Source organism: Streptomyces sp. NPDC019890 (assembly GCF_044903445.1).
Taxonomy (GTDB): domain Bacteria; phylum Actinomycetota; class Actinomycetes; order Streptomycetales; family Streptomycetaceae; genus Streptomyces.
In genome coordinates this window covers 384,939-402,176 of the sequence record NZ_JBJDQK010000003.1, presented here as the reverse complement: position 1 = coordinate 402,176, position 17,238 = coordinate 384,939, and the positions used below count along the sequence as shown (strand labels likewise).

Below are 17,238 nucleotides of genomic sequence, written 5' to 3'. Positions count from 1 at the left end.
GCCTTGGCGATCACATTCGCCTTGTCTTCCGAAACCGGCAGATCGTAAGGCACAATCCACGGCGTAAATTTAGGTGGAGCTTCCGGAGTTGATCCGAGCCACTTCAGCTCGCACGTCCGCCTCGTTTTGATACAGCCGAAGCATCGTCTCTGTAGGAATGACTCGTGCCTCACAGCTGTTTGAGTGATTGAAGAAATGTGCATGGCGGCTCCTGAATTTCATGAAGCCTCCTTTTTCTTCCTCCATATACACTCCGGCGCACAATGGGCAGAATTTACGCGCCCTAAGGAAAAGGTCTAGATCGGGTTCCCATCCGCTCACGATGACCTCGCTAGTTTGTTCGATTCCTTCGCCAAACACTTACCGTCGTGATCGAGACATGAATTGTGGCGATACCGACGATGATGCACGCGCTCCAGCGGAATGCCGCATGCTTGATGGAGGCGCCCTCGGGGGGTGCGAGCGCGATTGTTGCGCCCAATCCGAGGGTGGTCACCCCTAGGTTATAGAGGTGAACTGCCTTAACGGACCCCCGTTCCCACGTTCGGAGACTCTGCTGTTGAATCTGCATCAAAATAGTATCCGGGGGTCGTTGCATGTTTCCGTACCAAGTATCTAGATCTGCTGGGCTCATGAGGTGGGACACCGCATTGAAGCTGCACTGTATGCATGAAACAAGCAATACGGCGCAGAGCGTCATCACTAGAATGGCGGGACCAGGCCAACGAAATTTATCTGCATCGGCAGCCATTATTCCGGAAGTTGATATGGCGGCAGCCGCTAGGAGTGGTGCTGCGACGAAGTGGGCATACTGTGCGGCTGACACGTAGCCGATTTTCCGGGGAATTGCCCAGCGGTCTCGTGGTATTTGAGGGGGGTCCTGCATCCCGCTCCTTAAGCAGCGCACGTCTATTTTGTGCAAGCATGCTCGCTTCTGAAGATATTTAAGCTTCGGCCTCAGTCGAAAACTTGGACGATTGCCGCAGGTTGACTCGACGGCATGGCGCGGTCTGCACTGTCGTGCCCATCGTGCGCCAGCCTTCAAGGACCGGACACCGGGACACTGACGCCGACGAGGTGTCCGGTTCATATGAACAGGTCAGGAGCCCAACCGGACGGTCGGACACATGGGACACTCCCCCATGGGCCCTGCGTCGGCTGTGGTTCACCGTGGTGGAAGCAGCGAGTCGCTGCTGAGCGAGGTCGTGCGCGCTCTCCCGACGCCACCGTCCGGCCGTAGTCCTGACCGCCATGGGACTGACTGAGTAGGCGTACTCGCTCTCCGAATCGCTGCTGTCCGATCCGCTTCCGTGTCGGTGGACACGCTCGCTGGGGGTCGCAAAGCGCGCTCGCTCCTTGGGCCCATCATGGGTGACGATGCCGAGTTGCTGGACGGCGCGCGGTTCCTCCGGGACCAGGAACGGGCAGACGAGCGGGTCGTTCGTTCAGTAGCTCACCACTCCTGCGCCCTGCTGGAAGCCGAAAGGAACGCGGACTGAGGCAGGAGCTAGAGGGGAAGTTCGAGCTAGAGCACGCAGAACGGCTGGACGAGATCGTGCAGCGGTACGGCACGACCTGGGTGGGCCAACCATACGAAGGGCTCGCCCGGTCCCGTAGAAGAACGTAGGGAGGTTCGCGTGGCACGGGGTGCCTGGTCGTCAGGGGGGGAGCTCGCGGGTGCGTACGCGACCGGCGGTCCGGCGCAGCTCCCGGGCGCGGGTGCCCGGAAGATTCTTTGGGTGCACGGCCCCTTCGGCAGCCTTCAGTTGAGCTGCTCGGCCAGTCCGACGATGATGCCCTCGGGGCCGCGGACGTAGCAGAGCCGATAGCTGTCCTCGTACTGCGCCAGCTCGCCGACGAGTTCGGCGCCGTGGGTGCGCAGGCGGGCAACGACGTCCTCGATGTCGTCGACGGCGAACATGATGCGACGAATGCCCAGCGTGTTCGCCGGCGCGTCCTTCGGCTCGGCGCTGATCGCCTTCGGCGTGTGGAACATCGCCAGCTCTACTCGGCCGTGGCCGTCCGGGGTCCGCAGCATTGCGATGTCCTGTCGGACGTCGTCGAGCCCGACGACACGCTCCACCCAACGTCCCTCGATTGGCGCCTGGCCCTCCAGCTCCACGCCAAGTTCGACGAAGAACGCAATGACAGCGTCAAGGTCGTCGACAACGATGAGGACGTTGTCCATCCGCTGGATCGTCATGCTGGGCCTCCTTGGTGTGGCACGGCCACGATGGCCGCATCTGCCCCTGAGACGGAGCCGCCAGGCCGTTCTCGACATCCTCCGCCGCATCTTCTTCGAGAAACCTCTTGACGCAGCGGTGCCCGTCACACGCCAGCTGTACCGCTTCGGACGAAACACCGCAGGTCAGAGACCCTCTCGCTATCCGTCTTGCGGGTGTGTGCCTCGGCTGTTGCCATGTCTGTGGGGCGACAGAGTACTCAGATGGTTCGTGCTGGGGAGCTGGCCACCGCTTGAGGGGTTCGATCGCTCATCGCTCATCGCTCGTATCACTCGTCCGGCCTGCTTCCAAATGCGCATTGCGCGCATGGTGCTCAGAATTGATCGACGATGTGTTGCGTCTCCTTCATAGGGGTGAAAGACCATGCCGACATATGTCTCGTTGCTGAACTGGACCGATCAGGGGATCCGGGGCTACAAGGACACCTCGCAGCGCTCAGAGGCCTTCGCCGCAGCGGCACAGAAGCTGGGGGTGAAGGTCCTGAACCTCTACTGGACCGTCGGTCCGTACGACATCGTGGCCGTTGTAGAGGCGCCCGACGACGAGACCGCCACTGCGGTACTCCTGCAGGTCGCCGGGTTGGGCAACGTCCGCAGCACCACCCTGCGGGCCTTCGGCCGGGAGGAGATGGACCGCATCATCGCCAAAGCCTCTGGCTGAGGCCTTTCAGATCGAGGACCTGTTTCGCGAGTACGAGTGACCCGCCAGGGCGGGACACTCCGGAGCCCCTGGATCTGTCCCGGGGCTCCGCCATGTTGTGGGCCGACCTGCGCCGATGACCGGCTTCCCTGTCCACGAATAGTCCACGGACGCCGGCATAGGGCGGCCCAGCGTGGCATACCGCTGCACATACGCGAAGACCCCGTTCTCAGCTAAAGCGCTGATGGCGCGGTCTTTGGGCACCTCAAACAGGGTGCCCCCGGCTGGATTCGAACCTGCGCAAAGCTCCATACGTGGGCATCGCCGCAGAACTTCGCCGCAGCGCCCGTGACCCGCAGCGCCCACTCGCACTCCTCGGCCTCACATGATCACGAACCGGACATCAGCAGACTCCGCCGAAGCCTTGGCCGCAACCAAGGACCTCACAGATCCCGCCACTGGGACGGTCACCCGGCCTTACCCACGCCGTCCCCGAGACGCGCTGCCTCCGGATGCGCGCGGCCCGGCCAACGTCCAGGTCAACGGTGAGTTCTGGCGAACGGGCGCTGTTGCAGAGTGGTGACAGTACGGGGATTGTCCGGCCGATCTTGGTGGGTGAGGATGAGCACACGCCGCACAGCCGGAACCGAACAGGGCCGGACGGAAGGCGAGTTCACGCACCATCCGGTAAGCCTCTCCGCGCTGCCCGATCAGTTCCACCCCGAACTGCCTCGTACCACCTCTCATCTGCTTCACCGTGCCGCGGCACTTCGCCGCGCTGCTCCTGTGTTCGGCCGACACCCGCCCATCCAGCGGAAGCCCGGCCCCTAGTCGATTCCTTGGGGGGAGTCCACCATGTCCGCTCGCTTCGCCTCCGCCGCTGCTCTCACCGTCGCCGCTGCCGTCGGCACCACCCTCGTCCCGCTCGCCGCGTATGCGGCGCCGGTGGCCTCCGGCAAGCCCCTCACGATCGAGCTGGGCACCCCGGCGCCGGCCGGGCCGCTGACCCGTGGCGGGGCTACCGAGACGTTCACGTTCACCGTGAAGAACTCCTCGGACAAGGCGGTCGACTTCCTGCCGTGGATGGTCGCCGACTCGGACGGTGCGAGCCCCGTGGCCTCCTCCCACATCGTCTTCGACGTGGAACCGGTGAACGCCCCGGCGACGGACGACTACGTCATGCAGCAGGACGGCTCTGCGCAGGGCCTCTTCTACCCGGCCGGAAAGCCCAAGGGCGACCCGTTCTCGGTGCCCGCCAAGGGCGAGCTGAGCTGGAAGGTGTCCGTCGGCCTCGGCAAGAAGTACCCCTCAAACAACGGCAACCTGAAGCTGGACGCGGCCGACCTGCTCAACCATGCCCAGCGCGAGAAGGACGACACCCTCGTCTTCGAGACCAGCCCGAAGGTCGAGTCCGGTCCGGCCAGTCTGCGCCTTCTGTCCGACCCGAAGACGCCCATCAAGCCCGGCACGTACGGCCAGGTCTCCCTGATCCACCAGCTCAAGGGCACGGCGACGTTCGACTCCGACCTGGCGACGACGCTGGAGGTCGAGCAGGGCCCCGACGACACGCAGTTCGTCCCCCAGCTCGTGGTCGAGGAGCTCGCGGCCGACGGCAGCTACATCAGGGCCACCCGGATCGATGGCCAGAACAAGTGGCAGCTGTCGGACATCGGCAAGAACTTCATCATGCACCGCACCACCCTTCGCGTGAGCGTGGTCGACTTCAAGGGCATCCAGAAGCCGCTCAAGCTGAAGCTGCACGCGTCGAGCTCGCTGACCGAGGGCAACATAACGCCGTTCCTGGGCGCGGACGGCGCGATCACCATCGCCCCCGAGCGCGGCACCACGACGCCGGGCGGAACGCCGTCGGCGACCCCGTCCGCCACGCCGTCGCCCACGGCCTCGGCGTCCGCGTCCCCGGCTCCGTCCGCCTCGGCCACGGACACGGCGACGACCGGCGCGAACACCCCCGGCACCACCACCGGTGCGCTGGCCTCCACGGGCTCCTCCGACACCACCTGGTACGCGGCCCTGGCCGCCGCTTTGATCGGCTCCGGCGGTGTGCTCATCGCGTTGCGTCTGCGCCGCCGCTGAGGCAGTGCGGACGATGCGTCGATTTCAGCCGTGGGCACGGGGGAGGGTCTGAGCCGGGCGATCAACCGTCGCTGTCACGAGACAGCCCGAGGTTGAAGAACAAGCTGTGAGCGAGCGGCAACGCTTGGGGCCTTTGGACTAGTCCGGGGGCCTCGTCATTTTCAGGGACTGACCTCGGCAAACGCTCCATGATCCATCCCGCAAATAGGCCGCAGCCTTTGTCATACGACCGCTCACGGTGGCATACGGCTGCACATACGCGAAGACCCCGTTCTCAGCTAAAGCGCTGATGGCGGGGTCTTTGGGCACCTCATCAAGGGTGCCCCCGGCAGGATTCGAACCTGCGCACACGGCTCCGGAGAGATTGCGCCATTCTAGATTAAAAGCTCTCTGACCTGCGGTTAAGTCGGCCTGGGGCGTGCTGGGACACGCCGTGTGTCGTAGGTGTGTCGGGCGGGGCCGGACGGCGGCCCACGCTGACCCGCCGTCCGGCCCCGCCGGGCGCCCCGAGTCGTACACAGATCCGGAGGGAAGGACTGCGGCGCTACAGGGGGAGGCAGGGAGGCATCCGAAAGGTGCTTGTCGCACCCACGGTCCCGGTACCTACACCAGCGGGGTAGGAGACAAAGCCCCTATTGGGTCCCAGACTTGCTCCATGGCAATCGACCCGAAGACTAACCCCGTCGTAGCCGCTCTCCCCGGCGGAGGCTGGCGAGTCGAGTACAAGCAGGATGGAGGGGCCGTTGCATGGAGCGGGTGACGGGAATCGAACCCGCGCTCTGAGCTTGGGAATCCTGAGAATGATGTGGCGCTGAAGTGGGCCTGACCTGCACGGACGCCCTCTGATGGTGTTGAATTCAGGCGCTCGGGCTCGCCGACGTTGACCGTTGTGAGTGGTGCGGAGTGGTGTGGCACTTTGAGAAGGAAGCTGCCTCCGGCGCCTACGACTTCCAGGGTCGGCTTCACCGACGGGCTGCAACTTTTTTCGGGTGTTGCAGCCGGCTGTAACCGGACAGCCCGGACAGCTGCTGCTTGAACAGACAGCGGGCTGGCCCGGCTGCCGAGTAACCGAGTCAACTGCACGGCTAATCTCACTTGACCTTACCCCAGGTTTTCCCGCCTACAACAACACTCATCACCCATTCGACGATCCCCTTACCCCATTCAGTGAGATCTTTTAGGAACTTCTTCAAATCGCCGTATGACTGCCGCCTAAACCCAACATAGGTCATTGTGGCAATCGCCCAAGGAAGGATGAGCAGCATGGCACGCTTACTATCGAAACTCATGTCGATTTCGGCGGCGCCAGTCATGGCCGCCAGCAGGAGGACTACAACAGTAATCTGCCAGGCTTTCGCGAGACCAATGAATCCTACAGTAGCTGCAAATATTGCACTCAAGACTACAATTCCCAGGGAAGGGAGCTCACCTCCAGAAAGGCGCGCACCAAGAAAGACTCCACCGATAGACGCTGCAAAGTAAGCCAGATTCCATGGAGCCCACAACTTCGAGGCGCCCCTCTGTTCCAAAACTGATATATGCTTACGATCTCCAAAAGATGGCGCGCCCGGCTTTACCTCGAATTGTACTTTCGGGCTGGACAGAAATGACAACAAAAGCACCAGATGAGGCTTCGCGCGCAATGATTCGTCATCGACCACGTACCAGAGCAAGTCCGATTCCTTTCGGCAGTAGCTTGCGGCTTCGAGCACCCACGTGAGCAGAACGAACATGATTCCGAAGCAGAATGCGAAGGCGGCACCAGGGAAGGTCAGCGGACCTAAGGGAGGGATGTTGGCTGCATCGAGGCCCGCAAGAAAACGAATGACGTATCCGAGTCCCACAAGGAGCCACAATCCTGCCGCGATTGCATAGTGTGCCAGATTCGGATTTCGCCTGACGTAGTGATGGGATTCGATAGCTCGCAGGGTTTCGTATACCGCAGCTATCATGAAAACGCCTGCGATCAAGCGTAGTGTCGGCGTCGTAGCACCTATGGCCGATCCCAAGATGACGGCACTGATGACTCTGGCAGTCGCGGTAATGAGGCTGCTGTATACCACGACACGCAACTGGGACACGTCCTTCATGAACGGAAGGCGTCTTCTTTCCCGGGCCGCAGGATGCCCAGAGTCTTCCTCAATGCCTCGGACATCGTTCCATTGATAGCGGGCAGAATAAACGAGGAATTCGACGATTAGTAGAGTAAAGAACATCCTATCCCAATAGTAAGGTCCCCCCCTCGACCACGAGGCCAGGATAAAGACGATAGGAATGAAAAGCCACTTGATGCAGTCTTCGGGTCTCGGCAAGATCAGGTAGGAGGCCAGGGAGCGCCCCTCTGCACTTGGCCTCTGCACTAGCGTCGAACCAGACCTTAGGTGTCGTGCGACAAATCTGTCTGCAATCTTCACGAACGTACTCCGCGCCCCCAGAGTCGCGGCCCAAACATCGGCTATCAGCAACCCGAAAGCAAGCCCGTAGAAGACGAACATGGCTTTTCCGTAGGCCCCACCGAGGTGAATCGCTATGTAGCAGGTCAGGCCACCGAAGAAGCCCAGCGCGATAAGCATGATCATAACGGACAAGATCCGGTACCCTGCTCTACCCCTACGCATTGTGGTGACTTCAGTCATTAGCCCCATATACGATCCTGGCCGGATAGGCCCAATCTTGATGAGGTCCGAGAGGGAGGATTTGGTATAACCCCGAAGTTCTCGCTCTATGGCACGCAGATAATAACTACGCAAAGCCGCTACGACTCCGAGTAGCTGCAAGAAGGCGAGCGTCGCCAATGGGATCGAAGGCGCACCGGCGAGGAAAAGGGGGGGTAGATGCTTGCAGCCCTTCTCTTCCTCATGCTGCAGTTCGCAAGCGTCGCTAACTATGGTTGCAACAGCCGCCAAGAGGGCAACCGTTAGACCAACCACCGCCGCCTGTATATTCTGAAATGTACGTTCATCTTCTCGTGCCATTTCGTAATCCAGCGCAAGCACCTCGAAATGCTTTTCGTCGTCTGCGGATGGGCCTTCTTCCACCACAAATGTCCTCAATATAGGTTGCAATCTCATGTCCATATAATGCTTTTCAAATGGATTGATGGGCCAGTTCACCTAGGCCATTGCAGTGATCACGACTAGGCTGCATTTCTGCTCGAGTGCCGTCCCTGAGGCAGCCACTCAGCACGGGCTACCGCTGTTGGATGGTGGGTGGCGGGCGCAAGTGCAGCCTTGACTAGAGCCGTTGGCGCTGGCACGCCGAGGGCGCCGGCTACAGCGTCGCCGTGCTGCTTCAGGAGTACGCAGGTGCCTCAGGGGGGCGCGAGGGCGGCGAACACCAAGGATTCAGCCCGACGTACCAGGGCTAGCCCGTCCACAGCACCTGGTAGAGAGCGTGAGAGCGACAACGGCCCCTGATCCGCGTTTCCGCAGATCAGGGGCCCTCTTTATCGCGTGGCGGCGCCAGGATTCGAACCTGGGTAGGCTAAGCGGACGGATTTACAGTCGTCTGGCGTTCGCACCCCGGCAGTGCTGTTGGCCTGCGAGGGAACACGCCGGGATAGCGGTCAGTGCGCCATCCGTCCACGTGTCGTCCAGATCTTGTCCGGGATTTAGACGGAGTCGCCTGCGGCGCGACGGCCCATGACAGGTCGGCTCCGCCGACGGGCTGCAACACCCCGGGTGTTGCAGCCTCTGTGACCGGACAGCCCGGACAGTCGCACTTTGAGCTGTCCGGTTCGTTTCCGCAGGTCACAGCCTTAGCCGGACAGTCGGACAGCTGGGACACCTGTAGATCGAGCTGCGCAGACGGCTCCGGAGAGGTTGCGCCTTTCAAGATTTAAGACCCTCTGACGCGTAATAGAGCCTGGTCAGGGTGGGTGTGGGCAGGGCTGGGTGCCCGGTGGTCGAGGTGGGCCGCCGGGTATCCGGGTCTGCTGGTCAGGCGGCGTTCTCCATCGGGTTGAGGGTGACGGTGTAGCCGAGCTGGTTGAGTGCGGTGATCGCGCGGCGGGTGGCGCGTTCGGGGTCGCGCTGGGCGAAGTAGGTGCCGCCGAGTCGCTGACCTGCACAAACTGGGCTCGTGGGCGACCACTGCCGTTGGTGTTCTGCCCCTTGTTGACCGAGGCTGTCCGTCCTGGGTGGTGCATAGGTGGTGCGGTTACAGCGAAGCCAACCATGCACGAGTCGCCTCGGTGTGCGGGTGGGTGTCGCCGAGGGTTTCGCGTTGGATGGCGAGGATGGCTTCGAACTCGGTTCGGGGCTGCGCCAGCTCGCCCTGGTCGTGCAGCGTCCTCGCGAGGTTGTGCCGGGTGAGGAGGGTGTGCGGGTGAGTGTCGCCGAGGGTTTCGCGTTGGATGGCGAGGACGGTTTCGAACTCGGTTCGGGCCTGTGTCAGCTCGCCCTGGTCGTGCAGCGTCCTCGCGAGGTTGCGCCGGGTGATGAGGGTGTGCGGGTGAGTGTCGCCGAGGGTCTCGTGTCGGATGGCGAGGATGGCTTCGAACTCGGTTCGGGCCTGTGTCAGCTCGCCCTGGTCGTGCAGCGTCCTCGCGAGTTCGTGCCTGGTGGATAAGGTGTGCGGGTGGGTGTCGCCGAGGGTTTCGCGCTCGATGGCGAGGATGGCTTCGTATTCGGTTCGGGCCTGTGTCAGTTCGCCCTGGTCGTGCAGCACCGCGGCGAGGTTGTGCCGGGTGACGAGGGTCTCCGGGTGGGTGTCGCCGAGGGTCTCGCGCTCGATGGCGAGGACGGTTTCGAACTCGGTTCGGGCCTGTGCCAGCTCGCCCTGGGCATGCAGCGCCCTCGCGAGTTCGTGCCGGGTGAAAAGGGTCTCCGGGTGGGTGTCGCCGAGGGTCTCGCGCTCGATGGCGAGGACGGTTTCGAACTCGGTTCGGGCCTGCTGGTAGAGACCGCGGGCTAACAGCTGTCGGGCCGCGAGGCCACCTGCGCTCGCGGCGTCCTGCATGACATCGTCGGGCAGGCTGGCGGCAGTAGCCCGGTGGAAGAGGTCCGAGGCATGTGGTTGGAGTAGCCGCCAGTGGTCCCAGTAGGCAGGTTCCTCCGGCACCCCGGTTTCGTCGGCGAACGCCGCGCTGTGCATCGCAGAGACGGCCGTGCTGAGGGCCGTGTCGCTGCGGCTGGCGTCGCGGACCAGCGGATGTACCCGCACCGTGGCCAGTGAACCGGAGCCGGTGGTCGTGGGCGAGAGGTCGATCAGGCCGAGGCCGGCCAGGGCGGTCAGCAGCCTCCACAGGCCCGGGCCATCGAGGTCGCCGAGTTGCCCGGCGTTGGCCAGCCTGTCCGGAGTGAGGAGCAGGGTGTAGGGCAGGGGAGCGTCGGCGAAGGTCGCGATCAGCTCCAGCAGGGGCCTGGCGAGGGGTTCACCACGTTTGGTCAGCAGGTCGACGGACATGGCCCAGGTCTGGCTGATGACGTTCCCGGGGTCCACGTGGCGCAGGCCATTGTCCAGGGCCGTCTGGTAGGAGGCGAAGTCCGCGGGCATATCTGGGTCCCGGTACGCGGAAGGCCTGTCGTTCACCTCGGCCAGGTAGGTACCGGCCAGGATCAGCGCCAGAGGGAGTCCGCCTAGGCGTTCCGCCAGGCGGCGTGCATCGTCTGCGGTACCGGCCCGTGCGGGTACGTGGTCCAGCAGGATTTGCGCGGCGTCCCCGATGTCGTCGCCGGTCAGCGTGCGCACTGGATGCAGGGCGCAGCCGCTGCCCCAGGTCCCGGCGGTGCTGTCACGGGTGGTGACCAGGACACCGCCGAAGCTGTTGGTGTGGGGGCGGACCCAGCCGGTGCCGCTCCTAAGCTGTCCGGGACCGTCCAGCAGGGCGGGGTCGTCGGCGTTATCCACCACCAGCAGCCAGGGGCGCCCGTACTGCGACAGGCGCGCCCACAGCACGTCCGCCACATCCCCGGCACGCAACTGCTCATCGGCAGCGCCGATGTGACGGGCCACCGCCCGCAGACCCGACTGCAGCGTCGTGGCCTGCCGTGCATCAACCCACCACACCTCATGGCCCATCCGCATCCGGCGATAGGCCAGTTCCAGGGCCATGGACGTCTTGCCACACCCGCCCATCCCGGCCAGCACATGTGCACGCCAGTCCCCAGGGGTGGACAGCGCCGACTCCACTTGCTCCAGCAGAGCATCGCGGCCCCGCAACGGATGCTGCGGGGCACGCAGGCCCAGAGGCGGCGCCACCGTGACCGGGACGTTCAGTGGGTCGGGCCGGGCGCCATTGAGGTAGATGTTGTCGGCATGGAGGTGCCGGGTGGCCACCGCACCGTTGCTGGCCTGTACGACTGAGTGCGGCACGGCTTCGTTACCGGGTTCGGTCAGGGCTGGTCCGGACCCGGCTGCTGAGGGTTTTCGAGCTGCACCCCGCCCTGGATGTTGGCCACGCCCGCGGCGAAGGAGCCCTTCTCAGCCTGCACCGACAGGTCACCACCCACCGCCAGCCCGTAGCTCCCGGCAACCGCGCTGCCCGCTGCTCGCGCGGCCTCCTGGACCGCGGTCACCGCCGCCTCAAGCTCCCGGGCGAAGCCCGGATCCTCCTCCACCGCCGCCGACACGACCTGCCCCACCCGGTGCCGGGTCAGCGCGCTCGGCTCGTCCTGGCCGGCCGCGGCCTCCGCCTCCAGCCGCTCCAGCTCTGCGTCATCCCCCAGCCGTCGGACGACGACCCCATGCACCCGGTCCATGGCCCCATCCAGCGCCAGGTCCACCTCGGCATCCGCCCGTCCCGCCACCCGGCGGGCCTTGCGCACCGCCCAAGCGAACACATAGCCGATCGCGATCTCTACACCCGTCATACCTTGCCCCCTCGCTCACGCTCGACCGTAGCGGCGCAGCGATCGCAAGAGGCCTTGATTTGCAGAACAAGTAGTCAGCTGGCCAAGCGACTTGGCAGCAGGCGGGAACTGACCCCGGGCACTCAGCTTGGGAATCCGGAGAAAGACCAAACCCGCAGCAGCCTGATCTGCACGGATCCCCTTAACCAGTGACTGCGTCATCCCGTGCACTCGCCGCTGTTGACCGCTGCTATCCGCAGCAGGTGGTGCGCTCAGGCGATGCACCCTGGGATGCTCGGTGTCGGCTTGGCCGCATGCTCCGTACAACCTCTGGGAAGAGAGACAGCTACATCAGTAACTGATCCGTGACTGGCAGTGGGGGTTCAGCAGCGCCGCTGGGGCGCCTAACCTAAGGTCAAGGGGGAGGTGAGTCGTGGTGATTGTCCGTGTCCGAGTAGAACCCGACCTCTTGCAGTGGGCTGTAGAGCGGGCCGGGTGGTCTGAGGAGACGATCGCCCAGCGCGTACCCCACCTTGAGGAGTGGCTCGCCGGAAGCGCGCGGCCGACGCTCAAACAGCTTGAGCGGTTCGCTCACGCCACGCATGCACCGCTCGGGCTGTTGTTCTTGCCTGAGCCTCCTGAGGAACCAGTGCCAATCCCCGACATGCGGACCTTGGGTAACCGAGCTATCACTCGTCCCTCCGTTGATCTTCTTGAAACCATCTACTCCTGCCAATCCCGGCAGGAGTGGTATCGCAGTTATGCGACGACTCACGGCTTGCCTGAGGTTGACTTTGTGGGTTCTGCCGATACCTCCGTTACCCCCGAGCGTGTAGCTGCGCAGATAAGGCAGATGCTGAATTTCGAACTTGGGGATCGTTCGGCGTTCAACTCCTGGGACGACGCCCGAAGGAAACTCATCGACCGTATTGAGAAGATCGGCGTTCTCGTCATGGTCAGCGGAATCGTGGGTACTGATACCCATCGCAGGCTAAAGCCGGAGGAGTTTCGGGGCTTCGCACTTGTTGAGCCAGCCGCGCCACTGATTTTCATCAACGGTGCAGACACAAAGGCTGCCCAAATCTTCACTATGGTCCATGAGCTTGCTCACGTCTGGCTCGGCGAAAGCGCCCTGTCCGATGCCGCCATGGCGCGCCCCTCCGACAATGACGCTGAACTTTGGTGTAACCGTGTAGCCGCAGAAGTCCTCGTTCCCTTGGCCGAGATTCGCACTGAGTACCGGGGGGAACCTGCAATAACGGAGTTGGAGCGGCTGGCGCGAAAGTACCGCGTCAGTACTCTAGTGATTCTCAAAAGGCTCTACGATGCTCGTTTCTTTCTCAGTTGGGACGACTATCAAGAACACTACGATGGCGAGCTTCATCGAGTAATCGCGTTGAAGGCAGGGCGAGGCGATTCGGAAGGTGGCGACTTCTACAACAGCCAGCCCATCCGACTGAGCCGCCAGTTCGCGCGCGCGGTCATCGCCGATACCTTCGAGGGAAGAACTCCCTATCGAGACGCGTATCACCTGCTTGGTACAAAGAAGCATCAGACGTTCCAAACCCTGGTCGAGAAGATCGGAGCCGCCTGATGTACTTAGTCGATTCCAACGTGCTAATCGAGGCTAAGAACAGATACTACGCATTCGACATAGCGCCTGGATTCTGGGCGTGGCTTGAGCACGCCCAGAATAACCTTATCGCGTGCAGTATCGAGCCCGTCCGCGACGAACTCGTTCGGGGTGGCGATGAACTTGCTGATTGGGCGCGAGCTAACCACGCATTCTTCCGCCCGATTGATGCCATAACTACCATGCACTTCGCTGCGCTGACTAACTGGACAAACCAGCGCAACTATACGCTTGCCGCGGTCACGGAATTTCTGACCAACACGGCAGACTTTTACCTCGTTGCCTACGCGAGGGCACACAACCACACCCTTGTCACTCACGAGCAGCCTCGCCCAGAGGCCCGTAAGCGCGTTTTAATTCCTGATGCCTGCGGCGGTATGGGGGTAGCCTACGCCAACACATTTGCTATGCTGCGAAGCACAAATGCTCGGCTTAACCTCCAATTCTCCGCAGCCGCCTGACCAAGTACCTGAATGGGATGCCCAACGCGGGCTCAGACTGAACAGGTGGTGAAGAGGTGGGCACCGTTTGTGTGAACAACTTCTCGGGTGGTGCTAGGTACGGGACATGGTGCGGCGCTTCTTGAGAAGGAAGTCGCCTTCGGCTCCTACGGCCCTACAGAGGTCGGCTGCGTCGACGGGCTGCAACACCCCGTGTGTTGCAGCCGTCTGTAGCGGGAGCTCCAGACAGGTGACACTTTTCCGTCTTCGTCCGATGTGACCAGCCATCTGGTCCCGTGCCTTCAGACAGCAACTGGTCTACCTGCTGCATGGCCAGGGCATGCTGACGCCAAGGCGTTTTCGCTCAGCAGCTTGGCCATGAGTTCATGTGCTTTCTCAAGGGGAAGAGTGGCGCTCACTACCTTCGTGTTGTCCCCAAGTGCCTGCGGGCCTGTCGCAGTCGATATACAACTCGATCCGCCCGCCCTTGGGTCTTCCTGACGCCAATGGTTGCCCCACGGGTCGTGAAGTCACCATCAATGCGGAGCAAGGTGTACCTCCTCGTCGCGGGCGACCGGACAGCCCGGACAGCGCCCATGTGAGCTGTCCGGGGCTGTCTCTCCAGGTCAGTGCCTTAACCGGACAGTCGGACAGCTGGGACACCATCGCGCGCAGTCCCCCAGGCCCGGACATTCCGTCCGGGCATTCCCCTATGCAGAGCTACACGCTGTCCGTGGCCTGGTGGCTCCGATCCGCTACCCGTTCACCACCACGTCGGTACCTTGAGAGACGCCCCTACACAGCAGCGGGAGGCAACACCCCATGCGTGGTCTTGGAGATCACCTCAGCATCGGCGAACGAATCGCGTTCTACCGGAAACGCCGCGGATACACGCAAGAGGTGCTGGCCGGACTGGTCGGCCGCAGCACGGACTGGTTGGCGAAGGCTGAGTCCGGGCGACGGAAGCCGCCGCGGATCGACATGCTCGCGGAGCTCGCGCGCATCCTTCGGGTTCCCCTCGGGGACCTCGTGGGTCAGTCCATGCTCGTAGAGGACGAGAAGCAGCAGGACGATGTGCCCGCTGTGCGTGACGCGCTCATGAGCCCACGGCGGCTCTCGCGTCTCCTGTTCGGGCCGGAGGTAGATGCACAGCTCCCGACACCCGCCCCGGCCGCGGTGCATGTCGAGAAGGCGTGGAACGACTACCAGGGCGGTCGGCTCGGCAGCGTGATTTCTGCTCTCCCCGCGCTCCTCCAGACCGCTCAAGAGTTGGAGGACCGCGCAGCACGTCGCGAAGAGGACGGCCACGACTGCTGGGCAGTGTCGGCCCGTACGCACCACCTTGCGGCCACGACGCTCGCGAAGATTGGGGAGTCTGACATCTCATGGCTCGCTGCCGAACGAGCCATGCAGGCGGCAGATGCGTCCGACGACCCCTTGGTACTGGCCTCGGCTGCGCGCTCCGGCACGCACGCCCTGCTCGCCAACGGCCGTTATGAGGCCGCGATGCAGCTGGGCGACGCTACGGCCCACTGGCTGTCTCCCCGAATAGCGGAGAGTGATCCTGCCGCCTTGAGCTTGCTCGGCATGATTCACCTGCGGGCTGCCGTCGCAGCAGCGCGACACCAGGACCGTCCCACGGCTACTCGCCTCTTGAACCAGGCCGAAGAGCTTGCGGACGATCTCGGATCGGATGAGAACTACTGGCAGACCGGGTTCGGTCCGACGAACGTGCTGCTGCACCGGCTATCCATCGAGCTGGACCTCGATAACGTCGCATACGTGGTGGAGAACGGCCGGATCAACGTGGACCACATGCCTCAGGAGCGCAGCGTTTCGCACCGTATCGACTTCGCCCGCGCGCTGTCGCTGGCGGGGCACGGTGACGACGCTTTCGCGGAGCTGCGCAAGGCCGAACGGACATCTCCTCAGCTCGTACGCAACAATCCCAGGGTCCGCGAGACACTGCGAGATCTGACCAAGCAGTCCCCGGTGACTGCGGGCTCCCGATCGTCCGAGGTGTTCGTGATGGCCCAACGATGCAAGGCGGTGCAGTGAGTACGGGCAAGCGCGGGGTTCTGGGAGTCGTCGGCTCGGGGGCCGGCGGAGTTGAAGCGCTCCGTATCGGGTTGGTCGAGCCCGCAATGGACCGGGGCTGGCAGGTAGCCGTGACGCTGACGCCGACCGCAGGCAACTGGCTACAGATGAGCGGTGAAGTGGAGCGGCTGGAGAGGCTGACAGGCCTCCCGGTAAGAGCGGAGCCGCGGCTCCCTGGAGACGACCGGCCGCACCCGCCCGTGGACTGCTACGCGGTCGCCCCGGCAAGCTCCAATATGGTCGCGAAGCTCGCGACAGGCATCGCGGACAATCAGGCGCTGACTCAGGTTGGCGAAGCCATCGGAACCCTCGGACTTCCTGTCGTCGTCTTCCCCCGGGTGAATGCCGCGCACGCGCGGCATCCTGCGTGGCAACGACACCTCGACGCGCTCCGAGAGGCAGGCGTGCGCCTCGTGTACGGGCCGGACGTCTGGCCGCTGTACGAGCCGCGCGATGCGCCCCCGGATAGAGAGCTGCCCTGGTCGGCTGTCCTCGATACTGTGGACGAAGTGACTAAGTGATGGATCGTCAACCTGCCTGACCTGCAAGGAAAGAGGACCCGGACATTATGTCCGGGTCCTCTGCTGTTCGCGGCCACATGCTCGTTGGCATGCCAGGGATCAATGAGCAAGCGAACGAGCAGGGGGGCCTCACTCCCGATGAACTCGCAGTGATCAAAGCGAGTTTGAGGGAAGCGCGCTCCTCGGTCGAACGGCTGCTGAGGCGCGCGGACGAAGTCACCGCGAGGCTGGAGAGTCGTTGCCAGCCAACTGCTCAAGGCGGTCGAGACGCTCGCCGAGTTGACGGAGAGCGTCATGAATCGAGCTGAGCTCTTCCGCCAGGGCAGCGAAAGCGGGACTGCTGCCCGGCTCGGTGCCGAGGGGCGCCGAAGGGTCGCGGACAAACGTCCCGCGTCCCTGCTGGGTGAGCACCAGGCCCTCATCGCGGAGCTGGCCGTAAGCGCTCTGCACCGTCATGAGTTGCACGCCGAGATCCTTGGCGAGCTTCCGCGCTGCGGGCAGCTGGGAGCCAGGTTCTCGCTTGCCGTCTGCGATCTCTCCGCGGTACTTCGCGGCGATCTCCTTGGCCGTCGGCTTCGGTGCGTCAGGGCTGGATTCCATAGCTCCGAGCGTAACCGGACCTAGGTCAATCTCAGATCTCCGGCCGAACGTCTTGACAGTCAGATTGACCTAGGTCAATCTGACTGCACCGCCCCGAGCGCCCCGTGAAACGGGCTCGAAGGAAGCGACTGATCTTTGAGAACTCCATATGACCACCGCCTCCACTGAAAAGGCGGCTCG

At 63.3% G+C, this 17,238-nt stretch carries 12 protein-coding genes and 1 pseudogene; 7 read left to right on the top strand and 6 right to left on the bottom strand.

Translation table 11 applies throughout. The annotated features are described in order from the left end of the window. Positions 1–1,290 precede the first annotated feature (1,290 nt). Positions 1,291–1,555, top strand: a pseudogene (locus ACI2LP_RS10230) (phosphohydrolase); the annotation flags it as partial. Between the two features lie 207 nt (positions 1,556–1,762). On the opposite strand, the gene ACI2LP_RS10225 reads toward ACI2LP_RS10230, so the two are convergent. Then, complete coding sequence (locus ACI2LP_RS10225; protein ID WP_404724064.1) at positions 1,763–2,203, bottom strand: VOC family protein; 441 nt, start codon at positions 2,201–2,203, stop codon at positions 1,763–1,765. Positions 2,204–2,606: 403 nt separating this feature from the next. Here ACI2LP_RS10225 and ACI2LP_RS10220 point away from each other — a divergent pair, with 403 nt between their 5' ends. Further along, entirely contained in the window at positions 2,607–2,903 is a 297-nt protein-coding gene (locus tag ACI2LP_RS10220; protein ID WP_404724063.1) for a GYD domain-containing protein, read from the top strand. Positions 2,904–3,737: 834 nt separating this feature from the next. After that, positions 3,738–4,976: an LPXTG cell wall anchor domain-containing protein gene (locus ACI2LP_RS10215; RefSeq protein WP_404724062.1), complete on the top strand. Its 1,239-nt coding sequence runs from the start codon at positions 3,738–3,740 to the stop codon at positions 4,974–4,976. Positions 4,977–6,067: 1,091 nt separating this feature from the next. Here ACI2LP_RS10215 and ACI2LP_RS10210 read toward each other — a convergent pair. From ACI2LP_RS10210 to ACI2LP_RS10195, 4 genes are all read right to left on the bottom strand, one after another. Further along, positions 6,068–8,089 (bottom strand): hypothetical protein, encoded by a 2,022-nt coding sequence (locus ACI2LP_RS10210; protein WP_404724061.1) that lies wholly within the window; start codon positions 8,087–8,089, stop codon positions 6,068–6,070. A gap of 825 nt (positions 8,090–8,914) precedes the next feature. Then, positions 8,915–9,157, bottom strand: a complete 243-nt coding sequence (locus ACI2LP_RS10205; RefSeq protein WP_404724060.1) for a hypothetical protein — start codon at positions 9,155–9,157, stop codon at positions 8,915–8,917. Then, a complete protein-coding gene (locus ACI2LP_RS10200; protein WP_404724059.1) occupies positions 9,135–11,291 on the bottom strand; it encodes a tetratricopeptide repeat protein in 2,157 nt (718 codons plus the stop codon). Before ACI2LP_RS10200 ends, ACI2LP_RS10205 begins: the two co-directional genes overlap by 23 nt. Positions 11,292–11,311: 20 nt before the next feature. Continuing rightward, positions 11,312–11,788, bottom strand: a complete 477-nt coding sequence (locus tag ACI2LP_RS10195; RefSeq protein WP_404724058.1) for a hypothetical protein — start codon at positions 11,786–11,788, stop codon at positions 11,312–11,314. Between the two features lie 412 nt (positions 11,789–12,200). Between ACI2LP_RS10195 and ACI2LP_RS10190 the strand changes: the two genes are divergently transcribed. The 4 genes from ACI2LP_RS10190 to ACI2LP_RS10175 all read left to right on the top strand — a co-directional run bounded on the left by ACI2LP_RS10190 (position 12,201) and on the right by ACI2LP_RS10175 (position 16,458). Continuing rightward, positions 12,201–13,361, top strand: a complete 1,161-nt coding sequence (locus ACI2LP_RS10190) for an ImmA/IrrE family metallo-endopeptidase (protein ID WP_404724057.1) — start codon at positions 12,201–12,203, stop codon at positions 13,359–13,361. Next, positions 13,361–13,861, top strand: coding sequence for a DUF4411 family protein (locus ACI2LP_RS10185; protein ID WP_404724056.1), 501 nt, complete (start codon positions 13,361–13,363; stop codon positions 13,859–13,861). Before ACI2LP_RS10190 ends, ACI2LP_RS10185 begins: the two co-directional genes overlap by 1 nt. Before the next feature lie 879 nt (positions 13,862–14,740). Further along, a complete protein-coding gene (locus ACI2LP_RS10180) occupies positions 14,741–15,898 on the top strand; it encodes a helix-turn-helix domain-containing protein (protein ID WP_404724055.1) in 1,158 nt (385 codons plus the stop codon). Beyond that, positions 15,880–16,458 carry a flavoprotein gene (locus ACI2LP_RS10175; protein ID WP_404724054.1) on the top strand — a complete coding sequence of 193 codons (579 nt, stop codon included), beginning with the start codon at positions 15,880–15,882 and terminating at the stop codon, positions 16,456–16,458. Before ACI2LP_RS10180 ends, ACI2LP_RS10175 begins: the two co-directional genes overlap by 19 nt. A gap of 216 nt (positions 16,459–16,674) precedes the next feature. Here ACI2LP_RS10175 and ACI2LP_RS10170 read toward each other — a convergent pair whose 3' ends face one another. Next, complete coding sequence (locus ACI2LP_RS10170) at positions 16,675–17,058, bottom strand: GntR family transcriptional regulator (protein WP_351455711.1); 384 nt, start codon at positions 17,056–17,058, stop codon at positions 16,675–16,677. Positions 17,059–17,238 lie beyond the last annotated feature (180 nt).